Source organism: Mycobacterium hackensackense (assembly GCF_025822555.1).
GTDB classification, from domain to species: Bacteria; Actinomycetota; Actinomycetes; order Mycobacteriales; family Mycobacteriaceae; genus Mycobacterium; species Mycobacterium fluoranthenivorans.
In genome coordinates this window covers 238,444-260,340 of record NZ_JACKUC010000038.1, presented here as the reverse complement: position 1 = coordinate 260,340, position 21,897 = coordinate 238,444, and the positions used below count along the sequence as shown (strand labels likewise).

21 protein-coding genes are annotated in these 21,897 nt (G+C 68.9%); 19 read left to right on the top strand and 2 right to left on the bottom strand.

Annotated features, from left to right (window positions below):
• The first annotated feature begins 47 nt into the window (after nucleotides 1–47).
• From H7J86_RS29965 to H7J86_RS29885, 17 genes are all read left to right on the top strand, one after another.
• Nucleotides 48–242: a ubiquitin-like protein Pup gene (locus H7J86_RS29965; RefSeq protein WP_090357729.1), complete on the top strand. Its 195-nt coding sequence runs from the start codon at nucleotides 48–50 to the stop codon at nucleotides 240–242.
• Nucleotides 239–1,090, top strand: coding sequence for a proteasome subunit beta (gene prcB, locus H7J86_RS29960; protein ID WP_170847250.1), 852 nt, complete (start codon nucleotides 239–241; stop codon nucleotides 1,088–1,090). The genes H7J86_RS29965 and prcB overlap by 4 nt, the downstream gene beginning before the upstream one ends.
• The gene (gene prcA / locus H7J86_RS29955; RefSeq protein ID WP_090357727.1) at nucleotides 1,090–1,800 is read left to right on the top strand and encodes a proteasome subunit alpha; all 711 of its coding nucleotides are present in this window, start codon (nucleotides 1,090–1,092) and stop codon (nucleotides 1,798–1,800) included. The genes prcB and prcA overlap by 1 nt, the downstream gene beginning before the upstream one ends.
• A 106-nt stretch (nucleotides 1,801–1,906) precedes the next feature.
• Nucleotides 1,907–3,160 (top strand): GlnX family signal transduction membrane protein, encoded by a 1,254-nt coding sequence (locus tag H7J86_RS29950; protein WP_267295420.1) that lies wholly within the window; start codon nucleotides 1,907–1,909, stop codon nucleotides 3,158–3,160.
• Between the two features lie 14 nt (nucleotides 3,161–3,174).
• A complete protein-coding gene (locus H7J86_RS29945) occupies nucleotides 3,175–4,116 on the top strand; it encodes a glutamate ABC transporter substrate-binding protein (protein ID WP_187099375.1) in 942 nt (313 codons plus the stop codon).
• 1 nt (nucleotide 4,117) lies between these two features.
• Nucleotides 4,118–5,263: a hypothetical protein gene (locus tag H7J86_RS29940; protein WP_267295418.1), complete on the top strand. Its 1,146-nt coding sequence runs from the start codon at nucleotides 4,118–4,120 to the stop codon at nucleotides 5,261–5,263.
• The gene (locus H7J86_RS29935) at nucleotides 5,260–7,476 is read left to right on the top strand and encodes a serine/threonine-protein kinase (RefSeq protein ID WP_267295416.1); all 2,217 of its coding nucleotides are present in this window, start codon (nucleotides 5,260–5,262) and stop codon (nucleotides 7,474–7,476) included. The genes H7J86_RS29940 and H7J86_RS29935 overlap by 4 nt, the downstream gene beginning before the upstream one ends.
• Nucleotides 7,477–7,580: 104 nt before the next feature.
• Nucleotides 7,581–8,513, top strand: a complete 933-nt coding sequence (locus H7J86_RS29930) for a PP2C family protein-serine/threonine phosphatase (protein WP_267295413.1) — start codon at nucleotides 7,581–7,583, stop codon at nucleotides 8,511–8,513.
• Nucleotides 8,514–8,539: 26 nt separating this feature from the next.
• The gene (locus tag H7J86_RS29925) at nucleotides 8,540–9,805 is read left to right on the top strand and encodes a vWA domain-containing protein (RefSeq protein ID WP_267295411.1); all 1,266 of its coding nucleotides are present in this window, start codon (nucleotides 8,540–8,542) and stop codon (nucleotides 9,803–9,805) included.
• Nucleotides 9,805–10,419: an FHA domain-containing protein gene (locus tag H7J86_RS29920; protein ID WP_267295409.1), complete on the top strand. Its 615-nt coding sequence runs from the start codon at nucleotides 9,805–9,807 to the stop codon at nucleotides 10,417–10,419. The genes H7J86_RS29925 and H7J86_RS29920 overlap by 1 nt, the downstream gene beginning before the upstream one ends.
• Before the next feature lie 101 nt (nucleotides 10,420–10,520).
• Complete coding sequence (gene pafA / locus H7J86_RS29915; RefSeq protein ID WP_187095477.1) at nucleotides 10,521–11,879, top strand: Pup--protein ligase; 1,359 nt, start codon at nucleotides 10,521–10,523, stop codon at nucleotides 11,877–11,879.
• 67 nt (nucleotides 11,880–11,946) lie between these two features.
• The gene (locus tag H7J86_RS29910) at nucleotides 11,947–12,933 is read left to right on the top strand and encodes a helix-turn-helix transcriptional regulator (RefSeq protein WP_090357712.1); all 987 of its coding nucleotides are present in this window, start codon (nucleotides 11,947–11,949) and stop codon (nucleotides 12,931–12,933) included.
• The gene (locus H7J86_RS29905) at nucleotides 12,930–13,871 is read left to right on the top strand and encodes a helix-turn-helix transcriptional regulator (RefSeq protein WP_090357711.1); all 942 of its coding nucleotides are present in this window, start codon (nucleotides 12,930–12,932) and stop codon (nucleotides 13,869–13,871) included. The genes H7J86_RS29910 and H7J86_RS29905 overlap by 4 nt, the downstream gene beginning before the upstream one ends.
• Before the next feature lie 30 nt (nucleotides 13,872–13,901).
• The gene (tatA, locus tag H7J86_RS29900) at nucleotides 13,902–14,144 is read left to right on the top strand and encodes a Sec-independent protein translocase subunit TatA (protein ID WP_090357709.1); all 243 of its coding nucleotides are present in this window, start codon (nucleotides 13,902–13,904) and stop codon (nucleotides 14,142–14,144) included.
• A gap of 58 nt (nucleotides 14,145–14,202) precedes the next feature.
• A complete protein-coding gene (gene tatC / locus H7J86_RS29895) occupies nucleotides 14,203–15,171 on the top strand; it encodes a twin-arginine translocase subunit TatC (protein ID WP_187095478.1) in 969 nt (322 codons plus the stop codon).
• The gene (locus tag H7J86_RS29890; protein WP_267295407.1) at nucleotides 15,155–17,893 is read left to right on the top strand and encodes a DEAD/DEAH box helicase; all 2,739 of its coding nucleotides are present in this window, start codon (nucleotides 15,155–15,157) and stop codon (nucleotides 17,891–17,893) included. Before tatC ends, H7J86_RS29890 begins: the two co-directional genes overlap by 17 nt.
• A 111-nt stretch (nucleotides 17,894–18,004) precedes the next feature.
• Nucleotides 18,005–18,760 carry a DUF4333 domain-containing protein gene (locus H7J86_RS29885; protein WP_090357703.1) on the top strand — a complete coding sequence of 252 codons (756 nt, stop codon included), beginning with the start codon at nucleotides 18,005–18,007 and terminating at the stop codon, nucleotides 18,758–18,760.
• 55 nt (nucleotides 18,761–18,815) lie between these two features.
• Here H7J86_RS29885 and H7J86_RS29880 read toward each other — a convergent pair whose 3' ends face one another.
• A complete protein-coding gene (locus H7J86_RS29880) occupies nucleotides 18,816–19,766 on the bottom strand; it encodes a 5'-3' exonuclease (protein ID WP_267295404.1) in 951 nt (316 codons plus the stop codon).
• A gap of 80 nt (nucleotides 19,767–19,846) precedes the next feature.
• Here H7J86_RS29880 and H7J86_RS29875 point away from each other — a divergent pair, with 80 nt between their 5' ends.
• Together H7J86_RS29875 and H7J86_RS29870 are read left to right on the top strand one after the other, a co-directional pair.
• On the top strand, nucleotides 19,847–20,242 hold the full coding sequence (locus H7J86_RS29875; protein WP_187095482.1) for a VOC family protein: 396 nt from the start codon (nucleotides 19,847–19,849) through the stop codon (nucleotides 20,240–20,242).
• 10 nt (nucleotides 20,243–20,252) lie between these two features.
• A complete protein-coding gene (locus tag H7J86_RS29870; RefSeq protein WP_187095483.1) occupies nucleotides 20,253–21,371 on the top strand; it encodes a M24 family metallopeptidase in 1,119 nt (372 codons plus the stop codon).
• A 48-nt stretch (nucleotides 21,372–21,419) separates the two neighbouring features.
• Here the strand turns inward: H7J86_RS29870 and H7J86_RS29865 are convergent, their stop codons facing one another.
• The gene (locus tag H7J86_RS29865) at nucleotides 21,420–21,848 is read right to left on the bottom strand and encodes a F420-dependent biliverdin reductase (RefSeq protein ID WP_267295402.1); all 429 of its coding nucleotides are present in this window, start codon (nucleotides 21,846–21,848) and stop codon (nucleotides 21,420–21,422) included.
• Between the last annotated feature and the right edge of the window lie 49 nt (nucleotides 21,849–21,897).

The following is a 21,897-nucleotide window of genomic DNA, read 5'->3' as shown; positions in this document are numbered from 1 at the left end:
GCCGACCGGTAGTGTGAAAGAACCGATCGTGCAATCAGGAGGCGGCGATGGCTCAGGAACAGACCAAGCGTGGCGGTGGTGGTGGTGACGACGACGAAGTCACCGGTACGACGGCCGCCGGCCAGGAGCGTCGCGAGAAGCTGACCGAAGAGACTGACGACCTGCTCGACGAGATCGACGACGTGCTGGAAGAGAACGCTGAGGACTTCGTGCGTGCGTATGTCCAAAAGGGCGGCCAGTGACGGCCCGGTTCGACAGATCGTTCTCCACCGACCGTCTCGACCTCTCGTCCGCCCACCTCAACCTGTCATCGTTCAGCGAGTTCCTGAGCCGGCAGGCTCCGCAGCTGCTGCCGATGGCCGGTGACCGGGTGACGGGGCACGGCGGGGACCTGCCGCACGGCACCACGATCGTGGCGCTCAAGTACCCCGGCGGGGTGCTCATTGCGGGCGACCGGCGGGCCACCCAGGGCAACATGATCGCCAGCCGCGATGTGGAGAAGGTGCATATCGCCGACGATTACACCGCCACCGGGATCGCCGGCACCGCGGCCATCGCCGTCGAGTTCGCGCGCCTGTACGCCGTGGAGCTGGAGCACTACGAGAAACTCGAAGGCGTGCCGCTGACGTTCCGCGGCAAGGTCAACCGCCTGGCCATCATGGTGCGCGGCAATCTCGGTGCGGCACTTCAGGGTTTCGTCGCACTGCCGTTGCTGGTCGGTTTCGACGTCGACGATCCCGATCCCGTCAACGCCGGCCGGATCGTGTCCTTCGACGCGGCCGGCGGCTGGAACCTCGAGGAGGAGGGCTACCAGTCCGTGGGGTCGGGATCGCTGTTCGCCAAATCCTCGGTGAAGAAGCTGTATTCGCAAGTGACCGATGCTGATTCGGCGTTGAAGGTGGCCATCGAGGCGCTCTACGACGCCGCCGACGACGACTCCGCCACCGGCGGACCGGATCTGGTGCGCGGGATCTATCCGACCGCGGTGCTCATCGGTGCCGAGGGCGCCGAGGAGGTCACCGAGGACCGGATCGCCGCGCTGGCCCGCGAGGTCATCGCGCAGCGGACCCGCGCGGGAGGCGACGCCTGATGAGCTTTCCCTATTTCATCTCGCCCGAGCAGGCGATGCGCGAGCGTTCCGAGCTTGCGCGCAAAGGTATTTCGCGGGGCCGCAGTGTCGTGACGCTGGCCTATGACGGTGGTGTGCTCTTCGTGGCCGAGAACCCGTCGCGCTCACTGCAGAAGGTCAGCGAACTGTACGACCGCGTCGGCTTCGCCGCGGTGGGCCGATTCAACGAGTTCGACAATCTGCGCCGTGGCGGTATCCAGTTCGCCGACACCCGCGGTTATGCCTACGACCGGCGCGATGTGACCGGTCGGCAGCTGGCCAACGTGTACGCCCAAACGCTGGGCACCATCTTCACCGAGCAGGCCAAACCCTATGAGGTGGAGCTCTGCGTCGCCGAGGTCGCGCATTTCGGGGAGAACAAGGCGCCCGAGCTGTACCGCATCACCTACGACGGATCCATCGCCGACGAACCGCATTTCGTGGTGATGGGCGGGACCACCGAGCCGATCTCGGCCGCACTCAACGAGTCCTTCACGGAGAACGCCACTCTGGCCGACGCCGTGAAGATCGCCGTCGATGCACTGCACGCCGGCGGCGACGAGAAGCGGATACTCGGACCGTCGTCCCTGGAGGTGGCGATCCTGGACGCCAAACGTCCGCGCCGCGCTTTCCGGCGGATCACCGGCTCGGCGCTGGAGGCTCTGCTTCCGTCGGCAAGCACTCCCGAGTAGCTGGGGCCATATCGCCAGCAGGCAGCCGGTTTCGAGGTGATAATCACTTCACCGGCAGCGATGTGCTGACGGCCACAGTGACCTCCAAAAGGGGCCCGGCACCCAGATGACCACCTCGCGCACACAGGCTTCGGTGTCGTGGTTGCGGCGATTCGCCCGCACCACCCCGGGCGCCGTGAGCGTGATCGTCATCGTGGTGGTGGCCGGTGCCCTGATCGCCGCCGCCATCTCGGCCGCTCAGCTCAACGGGCGGATCGCCGAGCGCAACGCCATCCTGGAACGGTCGGAGCCGCTGGCGTACGCCGCGCACAATCTGTATGCGGCCCTCTCGGCCGCCGACGCCGCGGCGGTATCGGCGTTCCTGTCCAACGAGATCGGCACCGGCCCGATGCGCAAGCGCTACCAGCAGGCGCTGGCCGATGCCTCGTCGGCGCTGGCCGACGCCACCGCCGGTGCCACCGATGTGCAGGCGCGCACCGCGATGGCCGAGATATCGGCCCAGTTGTCGGCCTACACCGGGTTGGTCGAAGCCGCCCGCGCCAACGACCGGCAGGGATTTCCCGTCGGCTCCGGCTACCTGCGTGAGGCGTCGGCCATGATGCAGACCGAGCTGCTGCCCGCCGCCGAACGCATCTACAGCCGCGATGCCGCGACCGTGGACGGGGACCAGCGCGCCGTCGGGTCGCTGCCGGTGCTGGGATTGGTGCTGATGGCCCTGGGTCTGATCGCGATCGTGGTCGGGTCGGTCGTCGTGTACCGCAGGACGAACCGGATGTTCAACATCGGACTGGTCGTCGCGGCGGTCGCGGTGCTGGTGGCCGCGGGATGGTTGGTGATCGCCACCCAGCTGGCCGCGGTGGATATCGGGCAGAGCCGGTCGGCGGGCACCGAACGGTTCGCCGCACTGGCGAAGGCGCGGATCCTGGCGTTGCAGACCAGGACCGTGGAGACCCTGCAACTGGTCGCCCGCGGTGATATCGGCACCAGCAACGCCACCTTCGACAAGAACGTCGCCGACCTGAACGGCCTGCTCGACGACGGGCCTGCTGCGGCGGTCGACGGCGTCTCGAAATGGACTGCCAGCCATCGCAAACACACCGATCGCTATTCCTCGGGCGACTACGCCGGCGCGGTGGTCCAGGCCATCGGTGGCGCCCCCGATGCCTCGGCGGCGCAGTTCGAGATCGTGGACAACAGCCTGCGCACCGAATTGGCGGCCACCCGGGCCACGCTGCGCGGTGAGGTCGCCAGCGCCGGCCACCGGTTGGCCTGGAGTCCGACGGCGGTGTTGGTGCTGCTGGTGATCGCCGCCGCGGCCGCCGTCGCCGGTCTGTGGCCACGCCTCAAGGAGTTCCTGTGAGAGCGCGAATCATCATGGCGCTGGCGGTGATCGGGCTCGCCGCGGGATGTGGATCGGTCAGCGAACCGGTGTCGGTCAGCGTCGCGCCGGTCGAGGCCCGGCCGGCGGGGGTGACCGAGGTCAGTACCGCACCCGCGGCGGCCGGTGCGGACTGTGACAAGGAGGCCAGTCTGCGACCCGGGCGTGAGCCCGGTCCGGGCGCCATGCCCCCGGGTTCGACGATGGCGGCCATCGCCGCCCGCGGCCGGCTGATCGCCGGTGTGGACCAGAACCAGTACCTGTTCGGGTTCCGCAACCCGGCCACCGGAGCGCTCGAGGGTTTCGATGTCGACATCGCCCGGCAGATCGCCGGCGCCATCTTCGGTGACCCGAACCGCGTCGAGTTCCGGGTCGTCGAGGCCGGCCAACGGGAGGCCGTCTTGCAATCCGGCGAGGTCGATGTGGTGGTGCGCACCTTCTCGATCAACTGCGCGCGTAAGCAGAAGGTGGCGTTCTCCACGGTGTACTTCAACGCCGACCAGCGCATCCTGGTACGCAAGGACTCCGGTATCGACTCCGCGGCCGGGCTCGCCGGTAAGCGGGCCTGCGCGGTGTCGGGGACGACGTCGCTGGCCAAGCTCTACGGCCTGGATCCGCGCCCGGCCGTGATCGGGGCGCCCACCTGGACCGACTGTCTGGTCATGCTGCAGCAGGGACAGGTCGACGCCATCGGCACCGATGGCGTGGTACTCGCCGGCCTGGCCGCCCAAGATCCCAATGTCGAGGTGGTCGGCGCCAGCCTCGGCGTCGAGCCGTACGGCGTCGGCATCAAGAAGGAGAACGAGGATCTGGTCCGGTTCGTCAACGGCATGCTCGAGCGGATCCGGACGGACGGCACCTGGCAGCGCCTGTACGACGAGCGGCTGCAACCGCTGGGTCCGTCACCGGGCCCGCCTCCGGCGCGGTATCAGGACTGAGATGACGGCACTGACCACAGAGGCCATCGACCGCGAACTGGCCACCCGCGCAGACGAGATCGCTGCCATCTCGGCGACGATGGTCGAACTCGACAGCCATCCGGGGTTGTCACATGTGCGGCTGTACCCACCCACCGGGGTGACCGCGCTGCGCTGGGCGGCGGTGGAGAACTCGGTCGCACTGCTCTGGGAGGAGCTGGGCCGGATGACCTCCATCCTCGACTATGCGCGGCAGGTTCGGGCACGCCGGTCCAAGCCGTCCGATGCCGACCGGGCCGAACTCACCCACTGGCTGTGCGCACGGCCGCTCGAGGTGTCCCGGCACCGGATTCCCTTGGCGAAGCGGTCCCTGACCGGGGCCGGCGAGGCCGTCGAACACGCCGGCCTGGCCGACACCGCCGACCGGATGCGCGCGGCCTACCCGGCGGTGGCCGAATTCCTCGACGAGGTGGACCGGGTCAATTCGCTTGTCATGCAGCGCCTTGCCCAGGTACGGGACCGAGTCGAGGCGGTAGGAGCGCCCGAGCCCGTCGGTATCGCCGATCTGCTGGCCGTCGCGGCCACCGATCCACTGTCGCTGACGACGGACGTCATCGACGCCCGGGTGCGGGCCATCACCGCCGAGGTCGACAGCCAGCTTGCGGAATGGGCCGCTCTGGCCGAGCTGCGCACCAACTGGGCTGCCGCGGTGGACAAGACGTCTGCGGCACTGGACGGTCTGCGTGACGCGGCCGTCCGGGTCGAGCAGGTGCGCCAGCGCGCCATTGCGCATGTGTTGTCCGGCCCATTGCCCGTGCAGCCGAACCCGGAACCCGGCCTGCGCGCGGAACTGGCCGCGCTGACGGCGGCAGACCCGGCCGCGCTGCGTGCGCTGCAGCGCCGGATCACGTTGGCGCAACATGCCGTCGGGGAGCACGAGCAACTTGCGCAGGGCCTGCTGGATCGCCGTGCCGAACTGGCCGGCCGGCTCGAGGTGTACCAGACCAAAGCCGCCCGGCTCGGTCTGGGGGAGGACCGGGACCTGTTGGCGGCTGGCCGGATCGCCTCTGGTCTGCTCTCCCGGCGCCCGTGCGATCTGCGCGAGGTGACCCGGGCGATCGCCGAGTATCAACAGATGCTCGTCCAGAAGCGGGAGGCGACCAGATGAAGTGCGCCGAGCCAGGGTGCGACGGAACGATCGTCGACGGGTACTGCGATCTGTGCGGCACCGCACCCGCGGTCGCACCGGCACCGCAGGAACCGGCCGCCACCGCCGCGGCACCGCGCGGCGGTACGTCATCCGCAACCCGGGGTAGCGCGTCGGTCCGGTCGGCACGCACCGCCCGCACCGGTTCATCGCGCTCGGGCAGTTCGCGTGGCCGTCTCGGAGCTGGTGTCGTCGCCATGCCGAGGATTCCCAAAGGGGATCCGGCAGCCGCGATCATGGTCGATCCCACGGTGCCCGAGGGCAGCAGGTTCTGCGGAAACCCGGGCTGCCACAAGCCTGTCGGGCGTGGGCGGGACGGTAGCCCGGGGCGGCCGGAGGGCTTCTGCACCGCGTGTGGCTCCCGATATTCGTTCGTGCCGATGCTGTCGGCCGGCGATATCGTGGGCGGGCAGTACGAGGTCCAGGGCTGCCTGGCGCACGGCGGGCTGGGCTGGATCTACCTGGCGATCGACCGCAATGTGCACAACCGCTGGGTCGTCCTCAAGGGGCTGCTGAACTCCGGCGACAAGGACGCGATGGCCGCCGCGGCCGCCGAGGTATTGGCGCTGGCCGAGGTGGAACATCCGAGCATCGTCCGCATCTACAACTTCGTGCAGCATCCCGACCCCTCCGGGGTGCCCGTCGGATTCATCGTGATGGAGTACGTCGGCGGGACGTCACTGAAACAGATCCGCAAGGCGCGTGGGGGGCCCTTGCCGCCGGACCAGGCGGTGGCCTACATCGTCGAGATCGCACCCGCCCTGGACTTCCTGCACGGCCAGGGGCTGGCCTACTGCGATTTCAAGCCCGACAACGTGATGCAGACCGACGAGCAGCTCAAGCTCATCGACCTGGGCGCGGTCATCGCGATGGACGACCAGGAGAGTGCCATCTACGGCACGGTCGGCTACCAGGCACCCGAGATCGCGCGCACCGGGCCGACGGTGGCCAGCGACGTGTACACGGTGGGCCGGACGCTGGCTGTGCTGGTGATGGACGTGCCACAGGAGAAGGGACACTTCGTCGCCGAGCTACCTGGCCCGGACACCGTGCCGGTGCTGGCCAGGCACGAGTCCCTGCACCTGGCACTGCTGCGCGCCACCGATCCCGACCCGACCCGCCGGTTCCCGTCGATGGCCGAGCTGACCGACCAGCTCACCGGCGTACTGCACGAGATCGTCGCCGCCGACGGACTCGCCGCCCCCAGGGTCTCGCTGAACTTCAGCCAGCAGGGCGGGGCGTACGGAATCGGCAGGGCCACCCCGTCCGACCGCTCCGAAGTGATCGCGGCACTTCCGGTGCCTGCTGTCGATCCCGCCGATCCGGGTGCCGCGCTACTGGCCACCACCAGCGGCACCCCAACGGCGCAGTTGGAGCAGGCGCTGCAGCTGGCCGGTGACCGGGCCGACTCGGTGGAGATCCCGCTGCGGCTGGCCCGCGCCGAACTGGAGATGCGCTCGCCGGCGGCGGCACGAAAACGCCTGGGCAAGCTGGACGCCCTGGTCCCCGGCGACTGGCGGCTGTCCTGGTATCGCGGCCAGATCGCCGTACTGGAAGGCAACTTCGACAGCGCCGCCGCCGAGTTCGAGACGGTGTTGGCCACCCTGCCCGGTGAGTTGGCACCCAAGCTGGCGCTGGCGGCGGTCGCCGAACTGAGCGGGGCACTCGACGGCACGGCGGCCCGCTACTACGACATCGTCTGGAGTACCGATCACGGCTACGTGAGTGCGGCCTTCGGCCTGGCGCGGCGGCGGGCACGCGCCGGAGACCGGGCGGGCGCCATCGCGGTCCTCGACGAAGTCCCGCCCGCCTCAGCGTATTTCACCGCGGCGGGAGCCACGGCCATCGAGGTCCTGCTGGACGGTCGCACCGCCGCGGATCTCGACGAGCAGACTTTGGTCGACGCCGGCAGCCGGGCCTCGACCTGTGCGGTGGAATCCTCGTCCCGACGGGCACTGATCGACCTGCAGGTGCTGGGCGCGGCACTGGGCTGGCTGGAGGCCGGCCACACCCCGACCGCCGGGAGGTTGCTCGGGCATTCCTTCGACATCCCCGGAATCCGGTCGGCGATGGAGCGCTGCTACCGCGATCTGGCCCAGGGCACCCGCAGCATGTGGGAGCGCATCGACTGGGTGGAGAAGGCCAATACGATCCGGCCGAGGACGCGGGTATGAACGGACCCGGGAGCGAGCGATGGGACGGGGGACCAACTCGGTGCCCGCGGTGTGGCCAGCCCGCTCATGCCGCCGACCGGTTCTGTGAAAGCTGCGGCGCCGCCATGGCCACGCTGGCCACCGTCGCGATTCCGCGGGCCGGCCGCACCGGCGGTCCCTGTGCGGATTGCGGCGGCCCGGTGGCCGATGACGGGTACTGCACGGTATGCGGTCAGTTGCGAGCCGAACCCGACCGCGACGAGGCCACCCTCGGCGGTATCGCGGTGGTCACCGATCGCGGCATCAGTCACGCCCGCAACGAGGATGCCGCGGCTGCAGGCATTCTCACGCCCGTCCCGGACAGTCTCGACCGGCCGCCGCACGCGCTCGCCGTCGTGGTGTGCGACGGGGTGTCCAGTTCGATCAATCCGCAGGTCGCGTCCGCCGCCGCCGCGCAGGCCGGGGTGGCGTCGATCCTGGATTCGCTGTCGGGCTCCCGTGACGCCACAGCGGCCATGTTCGCCGGGCTGGCCGACGCGGCCCGGGCGGCCGCGCAGCCCGAACCGCGCACCGGTATCGCGGGATCGTGCACGTTCACCGCCGTCATCGTGATCCCTGCCGCCGGCGGCACCGCAACGGTCACCATCGGCAACGTGGGGGACAGCCGGTCGTATTGGCTGCCCGATCCGCCGGCGGTTCCGCAGCAGTTGACCGTCGACGATTCCCTGGCACAGGAACTGATCAGCGCGGGCGCGGCGGCCCAGTCCGAGGCCGTGCTGCGCGGCGCGCACACGCTGACCCGCTGGCTGGGGGCGGACTCGGAACCGACGCCGTGGGCCGAGACGAGCGTGCGGACTCTCACCGTGACCGGTCCGGGGGTGCTCGTGGTGTGCAGCGACGGATTGTGGAACTACCTACCCGAGGCCGGGGCCATCCGCGAGTTCTGCACCGATGCCGACCTGCTGGCGGTGGCCCGCGCCCTCACCGATTTCGCCTTGCAGTCCGGTGGCCAGGACAACATCACCGTCGCCGCGATCCCGATCGGAGGAACCTCATGAGTTCGGTTGAACCCCAGCCTGTTTCCGTGGAGGTCGATCACAATCACTACATCGCTGAGGGGTCGGGCAACGTGGACGCGATCGTCAGCGTCACGGTGCCCGAGGGGGTGACGGTCGGCGCCGACGCCGATCGGGTCGAGGCGATCATCATCGACTGCTCGACGTCGATGCGTTCCCCGGCCGCCAAGTTCGACGAGGCCAAACGCGCCACCGCGGCGGCGATCGGCGAACTGGTGGACGGCACCTACTTCACCATCATCGCCGGCACCGAGCGCGCCATCTACGTGTACCCGGCGGACGGCTGGCCGGTTCCGGCCTCCACCGCGACCAGAGCGGAGGCGCTGCGGGCCGTCGATGCGTTGCGGCCCAAGGGCGGCACCGCCATGGGCACCTGGCTGGCGCACGTGCGCGGTGTCGTCGCCGCGCATCCCGGCGCGATCATTCATGCGATCCTGCTCACCGACGGGAAGAACGAGCACGAGACGCCCGAGGCGCTGGGGGAGCAGATCGGACTCGCCGAAGGCGAATTCACGTGTGACTGCCGTGGTGTCGGCACCGACTGGCAGGTCGAGGAATTGCGGGCCATCTCGTCGGCGCTGTTGGGCACCGTCGACATCGTGGCCGAACCGGCGGATCTCGCCGAAGACTTCGCGTCGATGATGCGGACCTCGATGAACAAGTCCATTGCCGGCCTGACGCTGCGGTTGTGGACGCCCGCGGGTGCCAGGGTCGTCTTCGTCAAACAGGTGGCGCCCACCGTCGAGGACCTCACCCACCGCCGGGTGGAGGCCGGCGCCCAGATCGGTAAGTACCCGTTGGGATCCTGGGGCGCCGAGGAGCGCGATTACCACATCCAGGTGGAGGTCGAACCCGCCGACATCGGCCGGGAGAAGCTGGCGGCCCGGGTGAGTGTCGTTGCGGGCGAACAGATCCTGGGACAAGGACTGGTCAAGGCGGTGTGGACCGCCGATACCTCGTTGTCGGCGGTGATCAGCCGCCGGGTGGCGCACTACACCGGGCAGGCCGAACTGGCCCAGGCCGTCCAGGAGGGCTTGAGTGCCCGCAAGGACGGTGACGTCAAGACGGCCACCGCGCGGTTGCAGCGGGCGATGGATCTCGCGGTGGAGTCGGGCAACACGGGGACGGCGAAGCTGCTGCGCGGGGTGGTCGAGGTGGACCAGCGCACCGGCACCGTGGCCCTTCGCCGCGAGGTGGCAGCAGCCGATGAGATGGCGCTGGACGCACGGTCCACCAAGACCGCCCGGGTCCGTAAAGAACAGGGGAAGAGCTGATGCCGACCTGTGTGGACGGGCACACCTCCGTCGCCGAGGACTTCTGCGATGTGTGTGGGTCGCCCATCGGAGAGTCGCCGCCGTCCGCCGCAGGCGCGACGGTTCAGGCTCCCCAGCACTGTCCGGCGTGCGCGGCACCGATCAGCGGCCGGTTCTGCGAAGCCTGCGGACACGACTCGGCCCTGCCGCCACCCGCGGAGCAGGCGCCGCCGGTAGTCACGGCCTGGACCGCCGTCATCGCCGCCGACCGGGCGTTCTATCAACGGGTGCTGGCCCGCGAGGGTCCCGACACCGTCGACTTCCCGGACTACTTCCCCGAACGGCGGATCCTGCTGGACCAGGAGGTCACCCTGATCGGCCGGCGAAACCCCGACAAGGGGGTGGACCCGCAGATCGACCTCGCCCTGCACCCGGCCGACCGCGGGGTGTCCACCCAGCACGCGGTGCTGCGCCTGCGCGAGACGGGACTGACCATCACCGATATCGGGTCCACCAACGGCACCAGCCTCAACGGCAGCGACGACCGGCTGCCCGAAGGACAGGAGACACCGCTGGCCGACGGTGACCGCATCCACGTCGGGGCCTGGACCACGATCACGGTGCTGCGCAGCTGATCCCCGGAGCCCGATCGCAGGGTGAGTCCGGTGCGTTGACACGCTGCCCGCTGCGCCGCCTTGCCCACCGATACCGAGACCCAACCCGTAAGCTCGATTGTGTGCAGCGACGGATCATGGGTATCGAGACCGAATTCGGCGTGACCTGCACTTTCCACGGTCATCGTCGGCTCAGCCCGGATGAGGTTGCCCGCTATCTCTTCCGGCGGGTGGTGTCGTGGGGGCGCAGCTCCAACGTCTTTCTCCGCAACGGAGCCAGGTTGTACCTCGATGTGGGGTCACATCCCGAGTACGCCACGGCCGAGTGCGACAACCTGGCCCAGCTGGTCACTCATGACCGTGCGGGCGAGCGGGTGCTGGAGGATCTGCTGATCGACGCCGAGCAGCGGCTGGCCGACGAAGGTATCGGCGGCGACATCTACCTGTTCAAGAACAACACCGACTCCGCGGGCAACTCCTACGGCTGCCACGAGAACTACCTGATCGTGCGCGCGGGCGAGTTCTCCCGCATCTCCGATGTGCTCCTGCCCTTCCTGGTGACCCGTCAGCTGATCTGCGGCGCCGGCAAGGTGCTGCAGACACCGAAAGCCGCCACCTTCTGCCTGAGCCAGCGCGCCGAGCACATCTGGGAGGGCGTCTCGAGCGCGACGACGCGGTCCCGCCCCATCATCAACACCCGCGACGAACCCCACGCCGACGCCGAGAAGTACCGCCGCCTGCACGTCATCGTCGGCGACTCGAATATGAGCGAGACCACCACCATGCTCAAGGTGGGCACCGCGTCTCTGGTGCTGGAGATGATCGAGGCCGGGGTGGCGTTCCGGGACTTCTCGCTGGACAACCCGATCCGGGCCATCCGCGAGGTCAGCCACGATCTGACCGGGCGCAGGCCGGTGCGTCTGGCCGGTGGCCGCCAGGCCAGTGCCCTGGACATTCAGCGCGAGTACTACGGCCGTGCCGTGGAATATCTGCAGACCCGTGAGTCCAACCCGCAGATCGAGCAGGTCGTGGACCTGTGGGGCCGTCAGCTCGATGCGGTGGAGAGCCAGGATTTCGCGAAGGTCGACACCGAGATCGACTGGGTGATCAAGCGCAAGCTGTTCCAGCGCTATCAGGACCGCTACGACATGGAGCTGTCCGACCCGAAGATCGCCCAGCTGGATCTGGCGTATCACGACATCAAGCGTGGCCGGGGCGTGTTCGATCTGCTGCAGCGCAAGGGCCTGGCCACCCGGATCACCACCGATGAGGAGATCGAGGCTGCGGTGAACACACCCCCGCAGACCACCCGGGCCAAGCTGCGCGGTGAATTCATCAGTGCCGCACAGGAAGCCGGTCGGGACTTCACCGTGGACTGGGTGCACCTCAAGCTCAACGACCAGGCGCAGCGCACCGTGCTGTGCAAGGACCCGTTCCGCTCGGTCGATGAGCGGGTCAAGCGCCTGATCGCGAGCATGTGAGCCCTGCCGGTTCGCCGTGAACCTGCCGGTGCCCGGATCAGGGGTCGGCACGGCTTAGGATTCTGCGGTGGCGACATCCAAGGTCGAGCGATTGATGAATCTGGTCATCGCGCTTCTGGCCACCCGCAGCTACCTCACCGCGGAGAAGATCCGCAACTCGGTCGCCGGCTACGCCGACAGCGCCAGCGACGAAGCGTTCTCCAGGATGTTCGAGCGGGACAAGAACGAGCTGCGCGACTTGGGTATCCCGTTGGAGACCGGCCGGGTGTCCGCGTTCGATCCGACCGAGGGCTACCGCATCAACCGTGATGCCTACGCGCTGCCGCCGGTGCAGCTGACCGCCGACGAGGCCGCCGCGGTGGCGGTCGCCACCCAGCTGTGGCAATCGCCGGAGCTGGTCACCGCGACGCAGAGCGCGGTGCTCAAACTTCGGGCCGCGGGAGTGGACGTCGACGCCGACGCCGACGTGGCGATCACCTCCTCGGCCAACCTGCCCGGGTTGCGCGGATCCGAGGAAGTCCTACGGGTCCTGTTGTCCGCCATCGATTCCGGGCATGCGGTGCAGTTCGACCATCGGCCGGCGCGCAGCGAGCCGTTCCGCACCCGCACCGTCGAGCCGTGGGGGGTGGTGACGCACCGGGGTCGGTGGTATCTGGTGGGGCACGACCGCGACCGCGACGACACCCGGACCTTCCGGCTGTCCCGGATCGCCCATGTGCCCACCCAGGTCGGACCCGCGGGAGCCGTACACAAGCCGGTCGACGTCAACCTGCGCGAGGTGGTGGCCCGGGTGGTCACCGAGATCCCCACCGGCGAGCGGGCGCGCGTCTGGATCGCCGACGGCCGTGCCACGGCGCTGCGCCGCCAGGCCACCGACACCGAGCCGCACGCGTTCGGCGGCCGTCCCGGTGAGGTGATCACCGTCGACATCGGCATGTCCGATCGGCTGGCCCGGGAGATCGCCAGTTACGGCGTGGACGCGGTGGCACTGGAGCCGGCGGCGTTGCGCGAGGATGTGGTGGCCCGGCTGCGGGCTCAGGCGGGGGTCCAGTGACTCAGGTGTCCGAGCGGCTGGTCCGGCTGCTCAACATGGTCCCGTATTTCCAGGCGCATCCCCAGATCAGCCATGAGGAGGCGGCGGCCGAGCTCGGCGTCACCCGCAAGCAGCTGCTCGCCGACCTCAACCAGCTGTGGATGTGTGGGCTGCCGGGCGGCGGCCCGGGTGATCTCATCGACCTCGACTTCGATGGGGACAACATCGAGGTGATCTTCTCTGCCGGTATGGACCGGGCGCTGCGGCTCACCTCACCGGAGGCCACCGGCATCCTGGTCGCCCTGCGCGCACTGCTCGACGTGCCTGGGATGGTGGACCCCGAGGCCGCGCGCAGCGCGATCGCCAAGATCGAATCGGCGGCCGGCTCGACGCTCGCGGTCGACGACCCCACGCCGGCCGAGAGCGCGTCGGCGGCCGCGGTGCGGGCCGCGACCCGCACCGGCAAGGCACTCTCCCTGGAGTACCACTCGGCCTCCCACGATGCGGTGTCGACCCGCATCGTGGACCCGATCCGGGTGGTGCTGGTGGGCGACAACAGTTATCTGGAGGCCTGGTGCCGGGCCGCCGAGGGGGTGCGGTTGTTCCGGTTCGACCGGATCGTCAGCGCTCAGGTGCTCGACGAGCCGTCCAACCCGCCCGAACCCGCGGTGGCGGCCGAACCCGACACCTCACTGTTCGACGCCGATCCGGCCCTGCCGTCGGCGACGCTGCTCATCGACCGCTCGGCGTCCTGGATGTTCGACTACTACCCGTTGCGGGTGGTGCGGGAACTGCCCGGCGGCGCGTTCGAGGCCGCCATGACCTATGCCTCCGACGCGTGGATGTCACGGTTCGTGCTGGGCTTCGGCTCGGCGGTGCGGGTACTGGAACCGGCGGCCCTGGCGGCGCGGGTACGGGAGTCGGCCGCGGCCGCACTGCATGCTTATGAAGACGGGTAGACTCGGGTTCAATCTTTTGGAGGTGACTGAATGGGCGGTCTTCAACCCTGGCATTGGTTGATCGTCATCGCGGTGTTCGTCCTGCTGTTCGGCGCCAAGAAGCTCCCGGACGCGGCGCGTTCGCTGGGCAAGTCGATGCGGATCTTCAAGTCGGAGATCAAGGAGATGCAGGCCGAGTCGCACACCGACTCCACCGAGCCGGCCAAGCCGATCACCTCGGAGCGTGTCGATACTCCCGCGCCCGAGCAGACCTCCGATAAACGGCCGGCCTGACACCATCGCGCCCGTCTCTCGCGGCCTGATGCCGCGGTGCGCAGGCGTGTCCTGACCCATGTCCGGAATCTTCAAGAAGCTCGACCCGCGGAAGCGCCGTGCCCGGGTCAATCCCGACGGCACCATGTCGCTCGTCGACCACCTGGCCGAACTGCGCAACCGCCTGCTCATCGCGATGGCCGCCGTCGTGCTCACCACCACGGTGGGGTTCTTCTGGTACACCAACGGCTTCTTCGGTTTCCACAGCCTCGGTGAGTGGCTGCGCGGACCTTATTGCGCACTGCCACCGTCGGCACGGGCGTCCATCTCGGCCGACGGCGCCTGCCGACTGCTGGCAACGGCACCGTTCGACCAGTTCATGCTGCGACTCAAAGTCGCGCTGACCGCCGGCGTCGTAATGGCCTGCCCGGTGTGGCTGTACCAGATCTGGGCATTCATCACCCCGGGCCTGTACAAGAAGGAACGCCGCTTCGCGATGTTGTTCGTGGGGTTCGGCGCCGCGTTGTTCATCACCGGTGCGGTGCTGGCCTACATCGTGTTGGCCAAGGCGCTGAGTTTCCTGCTGACCGTGGGCAGCGACGTCCAGGTGACCGCGCTGTCCGGCGACCAGTACTTCAGCTTCCTGATCAACCTGTTGCTGGTCTTCGGTATCAGCTTCGAGTTCCCCCTGCTGATCATCATGCTGAACATGATCGGGGTGCTCACCTATGAGCGGCTCAAGGCGTGGCGGCGGGGCCTGATCTTCGGAGTGTTCGTCTTCGCGGCGTTCGCCACCCCGGGCTCCGACCCGTTCTCGATGCTGGCGCTGTCCTGCGCCCTGTCGTTGCTGCTGGAGTTCTCCATCCAGATCGCCCGCCTGCACGACAGCCGGAAGGCCAAGCGCAGCGCCCTGGAGGAGGTGCCCGAGGACCAGGCTGCACCGATCGGTACGGCCGAGCCGATCGAACCGCCGACAGCCGTGTCCTCGGGCTCGACGCAGTCGCCGACGCTTCGCTCGCCCGTGCAGGTCGATGACGACGCCACCTGAGCTGACCGTGCCACCTGAACTGAAGGCGTTCACCGCGCAGCTGCCGTTCCCGCTGGACGGTTTCCAGATCAAGGCCTGCACCGCGCTGGAAGCCGGGCACGGGGTGCTGGTGTGTGCGCCGACGGGCGCCGGCAAGACCGTGGTGGGTGAGTTCGCGGTGCACCTCGCACTCGCATCGGGCCACAAGTGCTTCTACACCACGCCGATCAAGGCGCTGAGCAATCAGAAACATGCCGATCTGGTGCATCGCTACGGGGCCGACAAGATCGGGCTGCTGACCGGAGATCAGTCGATCAACAGCGACGCACCGGTGGTGGTGATGACCACCGAAGTGCTGCGCAACATGCTCTACGCCGATTCCCCGGCACTGCGCGGACTTTCCCATGTCGTGATGGACGAGGTGCACTTCCTGGCCGACCGGATGCGCGGCGCGGTGTGGGAAGAGGTCATCCTGCATCTACCGGAAGAGGTCCGGTTGGTCAGCCTCTCGGCGACGGTGAGCAACGCCGAGGAGTTCGGCGGCTGGATCAAGACGGTGCGCGGCGACACCACCGTCGTCGTCGACGAGCATCGCCCGGTGCCCCTGTCCCAGCACATGATGGTCGGCAAGCGGTTGTTCGACCTGTTCGAGGGCACCGATCACACCCTGGTGGCACCGGAACTGCTGCGGCATATCGCACATCGCCGCGAAGCGGACCGGCAGGCCGATTGGCAGCCCCGCGGTCGTGGCCGTCAGCAGAACCGGACCAGCCTCAACCGGATGCCTACCCGACCTGAGGTGATCGGCACCCTCGACGCCGAAGGATTGCTGCCCGCAATCACTTTCGTGTTCTCCCGGGCGGGCTGTGACGCGGCGGTGAAACAGTGCCTGCGCTCGTCGCTGCGCCTGACCGATGACGAACAGCGCGCCCGCATCGCCGAGGTCATCGACCGACGTTGCGTGGATCTCGCGGAATCGGATCTGGTGGTGCTGGGCTATCACGAGTGGCGTGAGGGACTGCTGCGCGGACTGGCCGCCCACCACGCCGGCATGCTGCCGGTGTTCCGGCACACCGTGGAGGAGCTGTTCACCGCGGGTCTGGTGAAGGCGGTATTCGCCACGGAGACACTGGCTCTGGGGATCAACATGCCGGCCCGCACCGTGGTGCTGGAACGTCTGGTCAAGTACAACGGCGAACAGCACGCGCCGCTGACACCGGGGGAGTACACCCAGCTGACCGGCCGGGCGGGGCGCCGCGGGATCGATGTCGAGGGCCACGCGGTGGTGCTGTGGGATCCCCGCGACAGTGCGGCCGAACCCGCCGAGGTGGCCGGGCTGGCCTCCACCAGAACCTTCCCGTTGAAGAGCTCGTTCGCGCCGTCGTACAACATGACGATCAACCTGGTGGGCCAGCTGGGCCCGAACCAGGCCCGCAAGCTGCTGGAACGGTCCTTCGCGCAGTACCAGGCCGACCGTTCGGTGGTCGGGTTGGTACGCGGGATCAGCCGCGGCGAGAAGATGATGGAAGAGATCGCCAAGGAGCTCGGCGGTGAGGACAACCCATCCATCCTCGAGTACGCACGGTTGCGGGCGGACATCTCCGCGCGGGAGCGGGCGCAGACGCGGGCCTCGCGGCTGCAGCGCCGCCGCGCCGCCGATGAAGCGCTGGCCGACTTGCGCCGCGGTGACATCATCACCATCAGCCAGGGCCGCCGCGGCGGGCTCGCCGTGGTGCTCGAACCCGCGCGCGAGCGCGACGACCCGAGGCCGCTCGTCCTCACCGAACATCGCTGGGCCGGCCGGATCTCGTCGTCGGATTACTCGGGTGCCTCGGAGCCGCTGGGCTCGATGAGCCTGCCCAAGTTCGTCGAACACCGGCAGCCCCGGGTACGTCGGGACCTCGCGTCGGCGCTGCGTTCGGCCGCTGCCGGGTTGCGGGTGCCGTCCGGAAAGCGCACTCCTCCCGGTGAGCGTGATGTCGATCCCGAATTGGCCGGACTGCGCGACCAGCTGCGCCGCCACCCCATGCACGCGGCCCCCGACCGTGAGGAGCAGGTCCGGGTGGCCGAGCGCTATCTGCGCATCGAGCGGGACAACGACGCGCTGCGGCAGAAGGTCTCGGCCGCGACGAACTCGCTGGCCCGTACCTTCGACCGCATCCTGGTCCTGCTCACCGAGCGCGGCTTCATCAAAGGGCGGGACGAGGACACCACCGTCACCGAGGACGGCCGGCTGCTGGCCCGGATCTACAGCGAGAGCGACCTCCTGGTCGCCGAATGTCTGCGCAGCGGAACGTGGTCGGGTCTGGACGCCGCCGAACTCGCCGGCGTGCTCTCGGCGGTGCTCTTCGAATCCCGGGGTGACGGGCCGCCGTCGCACGGCGTCGACCTGCCGACGGCCGCCCTGCGCCGGGCACTGACTGCCACCCGCCGGGTGTCCTCGGACCTGCGTGCCGATGAGACCCGGCACCGCATCGCGCCCAGCCGCGAAACCGACTTCGGGTTCGTCGCCGCGATCCACCGGTGGGCCACCACCGGAAACCTGACCGCCGCACTGCTGGCCTCGGATGTGAACGGCAATGGCTCACCCTTGTCGGCAGGCGATTTCGTGCGCTGGTGCCGTCAGGTTCTCGACCTGCTCGACCAGGTGCGCAACGCGGCGCCGGATGCGGCGCTGCGCACCACCGCCAAACGTGCCATCGCCGATATCCGCCGCGGTGTGGTGGCCGTGGATTCCGCCTAGCTCCGGGCCGGCTCCGGCCAGAATCGGGTGGGCCGCGCTGGCTGCCGGTTACGCCTGCTCAGCAGCCAACAACGGTACTGTGTTGCCAACGGACCTCAACCAAGGAGAGACATGAGCGGACCGCAGGGACCTGACCCGACGCAGCCGTGGCCGGGTCAGCCGCCGCAGTCCGGCGGAGCGCAGCCGCCGAGTGAGCAGACCGCTTGGCAGCCGCCGTCCACGCCCGAACAGCCCACCACCGAGGCACCGGCCTGGCAGCCGCCGGCATATCAGACGCCGCAGTACCCTCAGTACCAGCCGCCCGCGCCGCCGCCGTACAACCCGCAGCAGTACGCGCCGCAGCCGGATCAGTACGGCCAGCAGCCCACCGCATACGCCCCGCAGGGCTACCCACAGCAGTACGGGCAACCCCAGCCGTACGACCCGTCGGCCCAGCAGTACGGTCAGCCTCAGCCCTACGGCCAGCCGGGCCAGTACGACCAGCAGTATTCGCCCTACGGCGCGCCCGGCCCGGCCGAGGAGGGCTCGAAGAAGTCGCTCGCCGTGATCGGCGGTGTCGTCGGCCTGCTCGCCGCGGTCATCGTGGCCGTGGTGCTCGTGCTCGGCTTCTGGAAGCCGGGCTGGTTCGTCACCACCAAGCTCGACGTCGGCGCGGCGCAGACCGGTGTGCAGCAGATTCTCACCGATGAGGCCAACGGTTACGGCGCCAAGAACGTCAAGGATGTCACCTGCAACGACGGCAACAGCCCGACGGTGAAAAAGGGTGACAGCTTCGAGTGCGTCGTCAGCATCGACGGCACCAAACGTCAGGTGACCGTGACCTTCCAGGACGACAAGGGCACCTACGAGGTCGGACGACCCAAGTAGCTCCGCTGTTCCGGACGGCCCCGAAAACCTCGAGTTTTTCGGGGCCGTTCTGCGTTCACAGTCGGTCGAGCGCCTTCTGGAGCCGGGCGATCGAGGACGTCACACCCAATTCCCCGGCGAGTTCGGCCACTCGGCCCGGGTCCGCGGCCACCAGCGGCAAGGTGTCGGTCGCTGTCGACAACGTCACGGCGGCATCGGTGGCGACCCGCACCACCGGCTCGGCGGCGGTGATGTACTCCGTGGCGACGAGCAGTTTCTTGCGCTGGGCACCAGGCAGTTTCGACGACGGGTCCGCCGCAGCCGCGACGATCGCTTCCAGTGAGCCGTATTGGCCCAGCAGGGTGGCCGCGGTCTTCTCGCCGATACCCGCGACGCCGGGCAGCCCGTCGGAGGCGTCACCGCGCAGCAGGGCCAGCTCGGCGTAGGCCGGTCCGGCCCGCTCGATCGGCACGCCGTACGTATCGGCCACCTCGGCGGGGCCGAACAGCGTGGCCTTGGCCAGACCCCGGCCGATATAGAAGACGCGGACGCTCGGCGGCCCGTCGCCGACGAGTTGGAGCAGATCGCGGTCACCGCTGACCACGATCACCGGGTCGCGCTGTTCCCGCGCGGCGAGCGTGCCCAGCACATCGTCGGCCTCGAAACCCGGCGCGCCCGCGGTGGCGATCCCGAAGGCGTCCATCATCGCCATGATCATGTCGACCTGCGGGGTCAGATCGTCGGGCACCTCCTCGATATCCGGCTGCCCGGCCGGTGCTTCGACCGCAACCCGGTGCGCCTTGTAGGTCGGGATGAGGTCCACCCGCCACTGCGGCCGCCAGTCCAGGTCCAGGCACACCACCAACCGTCCGGGCCGGTGGGCGGTGACCAGGGCGGCGATGTTGTCCAGGAAACCGCGCAGCGCATTGACCGGCCGTCCGTCGGGGGCCGTGATCGAGGACGGCACACCGAAGTACGACCGGAACCACATGCTGGCCCCGTCGAGGAGCAGCACCGGCTCACTCATGACGCCGCCTCGGCGTAGGTGTCGGGCTGGTCAGCCAGTTCACGGATGTCCCTCAGCATGGCCTGACAGTATCGCGAGGTATGACCTTCACCGTCGATCGCATCGACCACGTCGTGCTGAACTGCCGTGACCCCGAAACCACCATCGAGTGGTACGTCCGGGTGCTCGGGATGCGCCGGGAGGAGTTCGCTCCCGGACGGATCGCCCTCGCCTTCGGCCGACAGAAGCTCAACGTGCGTCCCACCGGTGCGCCGAACTGGGTCACCGCGGCGGCCGATGTGCCCGGGTCGCAGGATCTTTGCTTCATCGTCGACGCCGGCGCCGACGAGGTCGGCGACCACCTGCGGGCCTGCGGGATCGAGATCACCGAGGGTCCGGTGACCAAGAGCGGCGCGTTGGGTCCGATGTCCTCGCACTACTGCCGGGACCCTGAAGGAAACCTGGTCGAGGTCGCCACCTATCGGACACCCCTATAACCTGGCCACCATGACGGGCCGCTTCAGTACCGACGTATACGCACAACGGCTTCGGGTGGCCGCGGCCAGCGCCGCCGAGGCTGGGCTGGCCGGACTGGTCATCACACCGGGATACGACCTGCGCTATCTGGTGGGATCACGGGCGCAGACCTTCGAGCGGCTGACGGCGTTGGTGCTGCCGGCCGACGGGTCGGCGCCGACCGTCGTCGTGCCGCGCCTGGAGTTGGCCGCACTGAAAGAGTCCGCTGTGCCGGATCTCGGTGTGACGGTGCGTGATTGGGTGGACGGGGAGAACCCGTACCAGCTGGTGGCCGACGCGTTGACCGGAAGTGCGGTCGCCGTCACCGATGCGATGCCGGCTCTGCATCTGCTCCCGCTGGCGGATCTTCTCGGCACCGTGCCGGTGCTGGCCACCGACGTGCTGCGCCGGCTACGGATGATCAAGGACCCCGCCGAAATCGATGCGTTGCGCAAGGCCGGCGCGGCCATCGACCGGGTGCACGCACGCGTGCCGGAGTTCCTGGTGCCCGGCCGCACCGAGGCCGAGGTTTCCGCCGATATCGCCGAAGCGATTGTCGCCGAAGGACATTCCGAGGTGGCGTTCATCATCGTCGGCTCCGGGCCCAACGGTGCGGACCCCCACCACGAATGCTCGGACCGGGTGCTGCGCGCCGGGGATATCGTCGTCGTCGACATCGGTGGCCCGTACGAGCCGGGCTACAACTCCGATTCCACCCGCACCTACAGCATCGGCGAACCCCGCCCCGAGGTGGCGCGGCAGTACGCAGTGCTGCAGCAGGCCCAGGCCGACGCGGTGGCGGCGGTGCGTCCGGGAATGAGCGCGGGGGCTGTGGACGCGGTGGCGCGCGATGTGCTGGCGGCCCAGGGTCTGGCCGAGGTGTTCGTGCACCGTACCGGGCACGGGATCGGGCTGTCGGTGCACGAGGAGCCCTACATCGTCGCCGGCAACGGCTTGACGCTGGAACCGGGCATGGCCTTCTCGGTGGAGCCGGGAATTTATTTTCCGGGCCAGTGGGGGGCCCGGATCGAGGACATCGTGATCGTCACCGAGGACGGGGCCGAGTCGGTCAACAACCGTCCACACGACCTGATCGTCGTGCCGGTCTGAGCCACGACACGCCCGTCGGCCGCATCGCGCGCGAAACTGACCGAAGGTCTAGGTCGGCTCTCCGCGATCGAGCAGGCTCGAGGAACCCAGCACGCGCTGGACGCGAACCTCGATGACGACTCGGCGCGGGTTGACCCGCGGGGTGCGGTAACGCTGGGCATACCGCAGTTCAGCGTCGCGCACATCGTCGGGTTCCGAGCTGACGGTGGCGGCGCCTTCCAGTGAGAGCCAGCGTGCCCCGTCGACCTGGCTGAGCACCGCGACCCCGCGCTCGCCGGCGTTGACCGCCTTCTGCGACCCGCCGGTGGTGATCACCCGGGCGATGTGGGTCTTGGGGTCGAACGTGAAGCCGACGGCCACCACGTGCGGCGAGTTGTCGCTGCGCAGGGTGGTCAGCATGGCCAGATGCCGCTCGGTGAGGAACGCCAAGGCATCGTTGGTCAGCCGGGTGGTGGTCTTGCGACCAGGTGTAGCCATCGGGGTCCACGCTAGCGCAGGCCATAATCGCAGCCATGGAGGACACACC

Excerpts from the sequence above, each read along its gene's own strand:
- H7J86_RS29965 (WP_090357729.1), top strand. The coding sequence starts at position 48 with ATGGCTCAGGAACAGACCAAGCGTGGCGGTGGTGGTGGTGACGACGAC.
- prcA (WP_090357727.1), top strand. The coding sequence starts at position 1,090 with ATGAGCTTTCCCTATTTCATCTCGCCCGAGCAGGCGATGCGCGAGCGT.
- H7J86_RS29950 (WP_267295420.1), top strand. The coding sequence starts at position 1,907 with ATGACCACCTCGCGCACACAGGCTTCGGTGTCGTGGTTGCGGCGATTC.
- H7J86_RS29945 (WP_187099375.1), top strand. The coding sequence starts at position 3,175 with ATGGCGCTGGCGGTGATCGGGCTCGCCGCGGGATGTGGATCGGTCAGC.
- H7J86_RS29940 (WP_267295418.1), top strand. The coding sequence starts at position 4,118 with ATGACGGCACTGACCACAGAGGCCATCGACCGCGAACTGGCCACCCGC.
- H7J86_RS29935 (WP_267295416.1), top strand. The coding sequence starts at position 5,260 with ATGAAGTGCGCCGAGCCAGGGTGCGACGGAACGATCGTCGACGGGTAC.
- H7J86_RS29930 (WP_267295413.1), top strand. The coding sequence starts at position 7,581 with ATGGCCACGCTGGCCACCGTCGCGATTCCGCGGGCCGGCCGCACCGGC.
- H7J86_RS29920 (WP_267295409.1), top strand. The coding sequence starts at position 9,805 with ATGCCGACCTGTGTGGACGGGCACACCTCCGTCGCCGAGGACTTCTGC.
- tatA (WP_090357709.1), top strand. The coding sequence starts at position 13,902 with ATGGGCGGTCTTCAACCCTGGCATTGGTTGATCGTCATCGCGGTGTTC.
- tatC (WP_187095478.1), top strand. The coding sequence starts at position 14,203 with ATGTCCGGAATCTTCAAGAAGCTCGACCCGCGGAAGCGCCGTGCCCGG.
- H7J86_RS29890 (WP_267295407.1), top strand. The coding sequence starts at position 15,155 with ATGACGACGCCACCTGAGCTGACCGTGCCACCTGAACTGAAGGCGTTC.
- H7J86_RS29885 (WP_090357703.1), top strand. The coding sequence starts at position 18,005 with ATGAGCGGACCGCAGGGACCTGACCCGACGCAGCCGTGGCCGGGTCAG.
- H7J86_RS29880 (WP_267295404.1), bottom strand. The coding sequence starts at position 19,766 with ATGAGTGAGCCGGTGCTGCTCCTCGACGGGGCCAGCATGTGGTTCCGG.
- H7J86_RS29875 (WP_187095482.1), top strand. The coding sequence starts at position 19,847 with ATGACCTTCACCGTCGATCGCATCGACCACGTCGTGCTGAACTGCCGT.
- H7J86_RS29870 (WP_187095483.1), top strand. The coding sequence starts at position 20,253 with ATGACGGGCCGCTTCAGTACCGACGTATACGCACAACGGCTTCGGGTG.
- H7J86_RS29865 (WP_267295402.1), bottom strand. The coding sequence starts at position 21,848 with ATGGCTACACCTGGTCGCAAGACCACCACCCGGCTGACCAACGATGCC.